General features: G+C 63.0%; 5 protein-coding genes. All 5 read left to right on the forward strand.

All coding sequences use genetic code 11. From position 1 onward, the window contains the following. The first annotated feature begins 132 nt into the window (after positions 1–132). The 5 genes from ACNA1V_RS12110 (at position 133) to trpC (ending at position 7,135) form a co-directional block, all read left to right on the forward strand. Entirely contained in the window at positions 133–1,698 is a 1,566-nt protein-coding gene (locus tag ACNA1V_RS12110; protein ID WP_415833861.1) for an anthranilate synthase component I family protein, read from the forward strand. 265 nt (positions 1,699–1,963) lie between these two features. After that, entirely contained in the window at positions 1,964–4,075 is a 2,112-nt protein-coding gene (locus ACNA1V_RS12115) for an LTA synthase family protein (protein ID WP_415833862.1), read from the forward strand. Between the two features lie 641 nt (positions 4,076–4,716). Next, entirely contained in the window at positions 4,717–5,286 is a 570-nt protein-coding gene (locus ACNA1V_RS12120; RefSeq protein WP_415833863.1) for an anthranilate synthase component II, read from the forward strand. A 29-nt stretch (positions 5,287–5,315) separates the two neighbouring features. Further along, a complete protein-coding gene (gene trpD / locus ACNA1V_RS12125) occupies positions 5,316–6,350 on the forward strand; it encodes an anthranilate phosphoribosyltransferase (RefSeq protein ID WP_415833869.1) in 1,035 nt (344 codons plus the stop codon). Then, positions 6,347–7,135 carry an indole-3-glycerol phosphate synthase TrpC gene (gene trpC / locus ACNA1V_RS12130; RefSeq protein WP_415833864.1) on the forward strand — a complete coding sequence of 263 codons (789 nt, stop codon included), beginning with the start codon at positions 6,347–6,349 and terminating at the stop codon, positions 7,133–7,135. Before trpD ends, trpC begins: the two co-directional genes overlap by 4 nt. Positions 7,136–7,359 lie beyond the last annotated feature (224 nt).

Genomic DNA, 7,359 nt, shown 5'->3' on the forward strand with positions numbered 1-7,359 from the left:
TGTTGGTGACGACCTTCCGGCTGGCGCCGCTGTGTGCCAGCCCTACGCAGCAAAGATCACACGCCCGGCCCCCCTTCTGGCCGGGCTTTTTTGTGCGCGCCCGGCCTCCCCAGTATCCCACGGAGAGTCTTCATGACCGAGATTGAATTCCACGCCCTGGCCGCACAAGGCTACAACCGCATTCCGCTGATCGCCGAAAGCCATGCCGATCTGGATACGCCGCTCTCGCTGTACCTGAAACTGGCGCATCAAGGCGGCGCACAGGGCCGCATGAGCTGCCTGCTCGAGTCTGTCGTGGGCGGCGAGCGCTTCGGTCGCTATTCGTTCATCGGCCTGCCGGCGCGCACCGTGCTGCGCGCCAGCGGCGAACAGATCGAAGTCCTGCGCGACGGCGAGATCGTCGAACGCCACCAGGGCGACCCACTGGCTTTCATCGAAGCCTACCAGCAGCGCTTCAAGGTTGCCCTGCGCCCCGGCCTGCCACGCTTTGCGGGCGGCCTGGCCGGCTACTTCGGCTACGACACCATCCGCCATATCGAAAAGCGCCTGGGCCCGGCCGTCAAGCCCTTCCCGGCCGGCATGGAAGAAGGCGTCCCGGACATCATGCTGCTGCATGTCGATGAACTGGCCATCGTGGACAACCTCAGCGGCAAGCTCTATCTGATCGTCTATGCCGACCCGACCCAGCCCGAAGCCTATACACGCGCCCAGCAACGCCTCAAGGCACTGCGCACCCAGCTGCGCCGCCCCGTGGAAGTACCCTATAGCCACGCCAGCACCCGCACCCAGGAACAGCGCGATTTCCACAAGCCCGATTATCTGCAGGCCGTCCTCAAGGCCAAGGAATATATCGCTGCCGGCGACCTGATGCAGGTACAGGTCGGCCAAGTCATCGCCAAGCCCTTCCGGGATGCGCCGCTCTCTCTGTATCGGGCGCTGCGTTCGCTCAACCCGTCGCCCTATATGTACTTCTGGAACTTCGGCGACTTCCATGTCGTCGGGGCCTCGCCGGAAATCCTGGTGCGCCAGGAAAACCTGCCGCAATCCGCCGGCCCGGTTCCCGCCTTTTCCAGTTCCCCTGCCGCCACACCGCTGGAAGCCGGCAGCCGCATCACCATCCGCCCGCTGGCCGGCACCCGCCGCCGCGGCGGCACGCCCGAGGAAGATGCTGCGCTGGCCATCGAACTGCAAGCCGACGCCAAGGAGCGCGCCGAGCATGTCATGCTGATCGACCTGGCCCGCAACGATATCGGACGCGTCGCCGAGCCCGGCAGCGTGGTCGTGACCGACACCATGACCATCGAGCGCTACTCCCATGTCATGCATCTGGTCTCCAATGTGGCAGGCACTTTGCGCCCCGGCATCGGCAACATGGATGTTCTGCGCGCCAGCTTCCCCGCTGGCACCTTGACCGGTGCCCCCAAGGTGCGCGCCATGGAACTGATTGACGAGCTGGAACCGGTACGCCGCGGTATTTATGGCGGTGCGGCAGGCTACCTCAGCTACGGTGGCGAAATGGATCTGGCCATTGCCATCCGTACGGGTGTCATCAAGAACGGCACGCTGTATGTGCAGGCCGCCGCCGGCATCGTCGCCGACTCCGACCCCGAAATGGAATGGAGGGAAACCGAAGCCAAGGCACGCGCCGTCCTGCGTGCTGCGGAACAAGTACAAGAAGGGCTGGATAACGCTGATTGATACACACAGCGCGACGCCCCTCCGGCGTCGGCCAACCGAACAGGGCTCCTTCACGGGAGCCTTGTTACTTTTTGTCTATCGCACCGGCAACAGGACGCTTCCGTTCCGGCACGCCCCCAGCAGCCACAGGCAGGCGGCGACAGCCGCGCCGCGCGGCCATCGTAGTGGACGCAGCGCCCTTTTTTCTGTTGCAAAGCATTCCTGGCGTTTGACGGTTCAAGGGGTAGAATCTGCACCCGTTCGAGACTTGTCATCAAACTGAAGCATGAACGCATCACGCGGCACCAAAGCGAACAAGCAAACGGAAACACCGGCCAACCAGAAATGGATGCCTTGGTTGCGCCTGCATCGCCAGTACTGGACCCTCCTGATTCTCGCCGTCCTGGGGCTGGCGCTCGGCCGCCTGGCCTTGATGCTGGGCCAGGCCCCCGCACAATGGCACCCATCCGGCCAGGACATCACGCGCGCCTTCTGGATGGGCGCCCGGTTCGATATCAAGAACCTGGCAGTCCTGCTGGGGCTGCCGCTCTTTCTCGCCTTTTTGATGCCCGCCAGGCTGCGCCGCTTCTGGCAAGGTCTGCTATCGGGCTGGCAAGTGCTGGTCATGCTGTTGATCAACCTGCTGATGGTGGTCAACTACTACTACTTCCAGTACTACAACAGCCCGATCAATGGCCTGGTCTTCGGCATCGCGGAAGATGACACTGCCGCCATATCACGCACGCTCTGGAACGACTTCCCCGTGCTGTGGCTGCTGGGCGGCATTCTGTTGCTGACCTATATTCAGATCGCCATCGCGCGCTGGTGGGCGCGCCGCATGACAACCAGCCTGGGCGGCTGGCGGCTAGCCGCCTTGGCGATCGCCAGCCTGTTGCTCACTGCCGGCCTGGCGCGCGGCAGCCTGGGTACCTTCCCGCTGCGCACCATGCACATGGCCGTCTCCACCGATGCACTGGTCAACAACCTGGTTCCCAATGGCTGGGTCGCCCTGCAAATGGCCTGGAAAGAACGCAATGCCTCGGACATGGGCAAGACGCCAGAAGCGGGCATGAAACTCTACGGCCTGGACTCTTTGCAGGATGCATTGCAACAGGCAGGCCTGCAATCGGGCAACGAAACCCTGAACGCGGAACAGGCTGCCGAACGCGCCCATCAGGCCCTGCTGCAACCCTTGCCGCCACAACCCGCCTGGCAACAGGCCCGCCAGCCGAATGTCCTGATCGCCGTCATGGAAGGCTGGGGCCGCCACCTGCTGGAATATGACGACCCGGCCCGCAACGATCTGCTCGGCCGCCTGCGTCCCTGGCTGCACGGCAAGGCTGACTATTTCGACAAGGCGCTGTCTTATCAGCATGGTACCTACCAAAGCCTGGAAGGCCTGCTGCTGGACAGCCCCATCACGCCCCTGATGCATAGCCGCTACGGCTATCACGGCTATTCCACCTCGGTGGCTCAGGCCTACCGCGATGCGGGCTATCGCACCGTGTTTCTGAGCGCCGGCCAGGACAGCTGGCGCAAGCTGGACACCGCCCTGCTACAGCAAGGCTTCGACCAGGTTCTGGGGGAAAGCGCCATCCTGGAACGCTATCCTGAAGCCACCACCCACACCTGGGGCGTGGACGACGAATGGATGTTCCGCTATGCCCGGGATATCGTGGCCGAAGCCGAAGCGGAGGGCAAGCCCCTCATGCTGGTCATGCTGACCACCACCAACCACCCGCCCTTCCGCACGCCACCGGGCTATCAACCTGCGACACTGGACCCCGCCACGCTGGGCGACGCCATGGCCGTCGATGCCGAGCAAGGCCGGATCATCATGTCCACCTATCAGTACGCCAACGACTCGCTGGGCCATTTCCTGGATCAACTGGAACACGACGGGGTCATGGATCACACCCTGTTCGCCGCCACCGGTGACCACAATACGCGCCAGATATTTACCTATCCGGATGCCAGTCAGTTGAACTTCAAATATGGCGTGCCCATCGTCATGTGGCTGCCCGAACCCTATCGCCTGGGCGGCCAGGCCCACACCGGCGAATGGGCCAGCCATCAGGACATCTTTGCCACACTGATGGCGCACTCCCTGCAGGATACCCGGATCGCCACGCGCGGCCGCGATCTCTACGCGGACACCACGGCACCCGTTGCCCTGTCATTCATTGGCGACGACCCGACGGCCGGCATGGGCGTTTTCATCAGCGCTGAAGGTGCCGTCGTCGGCATGGAGCACCCGCAGTTCTACCATTGGAGCGCCGACGGCAAGCTGCAAGCCGCTGCCGCGCCGAGCCAGGCGTTGCAGGCGCAATGGCAGAAACAGCGTGCGGAACTGGCGCTGCGCGACTGGCGCATCCGGTCGGAAGCCCTGCAACCCTGACTGCGTGACCGGCAGGAGCGCCGGGTTCACCGCCCGGCAGTGCCGGCGCCGCCGTTCATGGCGCAGGCAAGCCCGCTGCCCGGCCAGCGTGCCGTCCAGACGCTGCGCCGCAGCATGCATGACGCGTCTCGACAGACCGCAAGGCTGCCGCTACAATCAACCAATTGCCTGTCCTGCCTGCGGCCCTGAAAGCCAGGCCTGGTCGGTCAAACCAGCCAGCCTGCACCGGCTGGCCCCAGACATTCATCACGCAACAGACTGAATCCATGAATCGTTACGCAACGTCCCTCGCTTGCCAGTGGTGGCGCTTCCAATAGGAAGCGGCTCGACGTTACGATTCAAAAACAACGCCTTGCCGCCGTTTCGGGTGGATACAAGGCGTTTTTTTATTCTGATTCCCGGTACGGCGGCTCCAACGCTCAGGAGATTGCCAGTGCCCCATGCCCCCACCGCCCCCTTGCTTTCCGGCCCTGACCGGCAGGCTGGCTGCGCGCGCGCATATCCCGCGTTGACCCTTCGATGGCGACGCTTGCCCATCCCCGTTCCCGGCAAGCACTGAACCTTGCACAGATTTCTCCGGCACAGCCACCTCCGGCTGCTGACCGGCAACCGAATACCGCAAAGATACAAGGATCGCCATCATGGCCCTGCTGATGATAGACAACTACGACTCGTTCACCTACAACCTGGTCCAGTACTTCGGTGAACTGGGCGAGGAAGTGAAAGTCGCCCGCAACGACGAAATTACGCTCGACGAAATCGAAGCCATGGCGCCAACCCGCATTTGCGTGTCGCCCGGCCCCTGCTCCCCGGCCGAAGCCGGCATCTCCATCTCCGCCATTCAGCATTTCGCCGGACGCATCCCTATCCTGGGCGTCTGCCTGGGCCATCAATCCATCGGTGCGGCCTACGGCGGCAAGATCATCCGTGCCAAGCAGATCATGCACGGCAAAACCTCGCCCATCACCCATACCGGTACGGATATCTTCCGTGACCTGCCCTCACCCTATACCGTCACGCGCTATCACTCGCTGGCCATCGAACGCGAATCGCTGCCGGATTGCCTGCAAATCACGGCAGAAACGGAAGATGGGGAAATCATGGGTATCCGCCATAAAGAATTAGCGATATACGGAGTACAGTTCCATCCCGAATCGGTTCTGAGCGAACACGGTCATGCCCTGCTGCGCAATTTCCTGACGCAGGACTGACCGCCATGAAACAGCCTGCAAGCATCCCCATGCCCATCACCCCGACAGAAGCACTGGTCCGCTGTATCGAACACCGCGAGATCTTCCATGACGAAATGCTCACCCTGATGCGCAGCCTGATGCGCGGCGAAATTTCGCCGCCCATGATGGCTGCGCTGCTGATGGGATTGCGCGTCAAGAAGGAAACCGTCGGTGAAATCACCGCCGCCGCGCAGGTCATGCGTGAATTCGCCACGCCCGTCATCGCGCCCAATACCGCAGACCTGCTGGATATGTGCGGCACCGGCGGCGATGGCAGCAATACCTTCAATATTTCCACGGCATCCATGTTTGTCGCCGCAGCCGCCGGCGTTCCCATTGCCAAGCATGGCGGCCGCAGCGCTTCATCCTCGTCGGGCAGTGCCGATGTGCTGGAAGCCCTGGGTGCCCAGATCGACCTGCCGCCGGAGGCGGTGGCGGAAAGCCTCGCCACCACCGGCATCGGCTTCATGTACGCCCCCAACCATCACAGCGCCATGAAAAATGTCGCGCCCATCCGCAAGGAACTGGGCGTGCGCACCATTTTCAATATCCTGGGCCCGCTGACCAATCCGGCCAAGGCGGCCAATCAGCTGATGGGGGTGTTCCATCCCGATCTCGTCGGCATCCTGGTACGTGTGCTGCAACGCCTGGGTTCGCGCCATGTGTTGATCGTGCACGGACTGGACGGAATGGATGAGGCTTCGCTGGGGGCATCTACCCTGGTCGGGGAACTCAAGGACGATATCGTGACCGAATACCAGATCCATCCCGAAGATTTCGGGCTGAATATGGTCTCCAACCGCAGCATCCGCGTCTCCAGCCGCGAAGAATCCCGCGACATGGTACTGTCCGCCCTGAATAACGAGCCCGGCACTGCGCGCGACATCGTCGCCTTCAATGCCGGCCTCGCCATTTACGCCGGCAATCGCGCTGCCTCGATCGAGGACGGCCTGCGTCTGGCCGGCGAAACCCTGGATAGCGGCGCGGCGCGCGCCAAATTGGAAGAATTCTGCGCCTTCACGCGCAAAGGACGAAAGGCATGAACGATATCCTTACCCGTATCCTGGAAGTCAAAAAAGAAGAAGTCGCCACCTCGCGTCAATTACGCAGTGAAGCCGAGCTGCTGCGTGAAGCCCAGGCGCGCAAGGATGTGCGCGGCTTTGCCCGCGCCATCGAAGATGCCATTGCGGTCGGCCGGCCCGGCGTCATTGCAGAGATCAAGAAAGCCTCGCCCTCCAAAGGCGTGATCCGCGAGAATTTTTCACCCGCTGAAATCGCCGGCTCGTACGCTGCCCACGGCGCCGCCTGCCTGTCGGTGCTGACCGATGTGCAGTTCTTCCAGGGCTCGCACGACCATCTGCGCCAGGCGCGTGCGGCTTGCAGCCTGCCCGTGCTACGCAAAGACTTTGTGATCGACAGCTATCAGGTGGTTGCCGCCCGGGCCATGGGCGCTGATTGCGTCTTGCTCATCGCCGCCGCGCTCAGCGACTCGCAAATGCGCGACCTGGAAGACTGCGCCAGGGCGCTGGATCTGGATGTTCTGGTGGAAGTCCATGACGCCGAGGAACTGGATCGCGCCCTGAAGCTGCATACGCCGCTCCTGGGGATCAACAACCGTAACCTGCGCACCTTTGAAACCAGCCTGCAAACCACGCTGGATCTGCTGCCACGCATTCCCGAAGGCAAGCGCGTCGTCACCGAAAGCGGTATTGGCAGCGCCGAAGATATCCGCCGCATGCGCGACCATGGCGTCCAGGCCTTCCTGATCGGCGAAACCTTCATGCGTGCCGCGGAACCCGGCGCCGAGTTGGCCCGACTGGTCGCCTGACCCTGCCTAAAAACCGCACAGCAGTCTGTCCCCAGGGCTTTCCCCAAGTCCGCCCCCCTTCGAAACAGGCCCGCAAGCACTGCTGCGGGCCTGTTTGTTTCCAGCTCCGGCATCCTCTTGCCCGTAGGCCCAGGACGACAGGCCAGCGCTGACGCGCCCCGCCCCGGCCATTTGCCCAAAAAAGCGCGGCATTCCCCAGCGCCACCCGCCACTTCGCACTGCCC

Origin of the sequence: Kerstersia similis, from assembly GCF_965139615.1 — a bacterium.
GTDB classification, from domain to species: Bacteria; Pseudomonadota; Gammaproteobacteria; order Burkholderiales; family Burkholderiaceae_B; genus Kerstersia; species Kerstersia similis.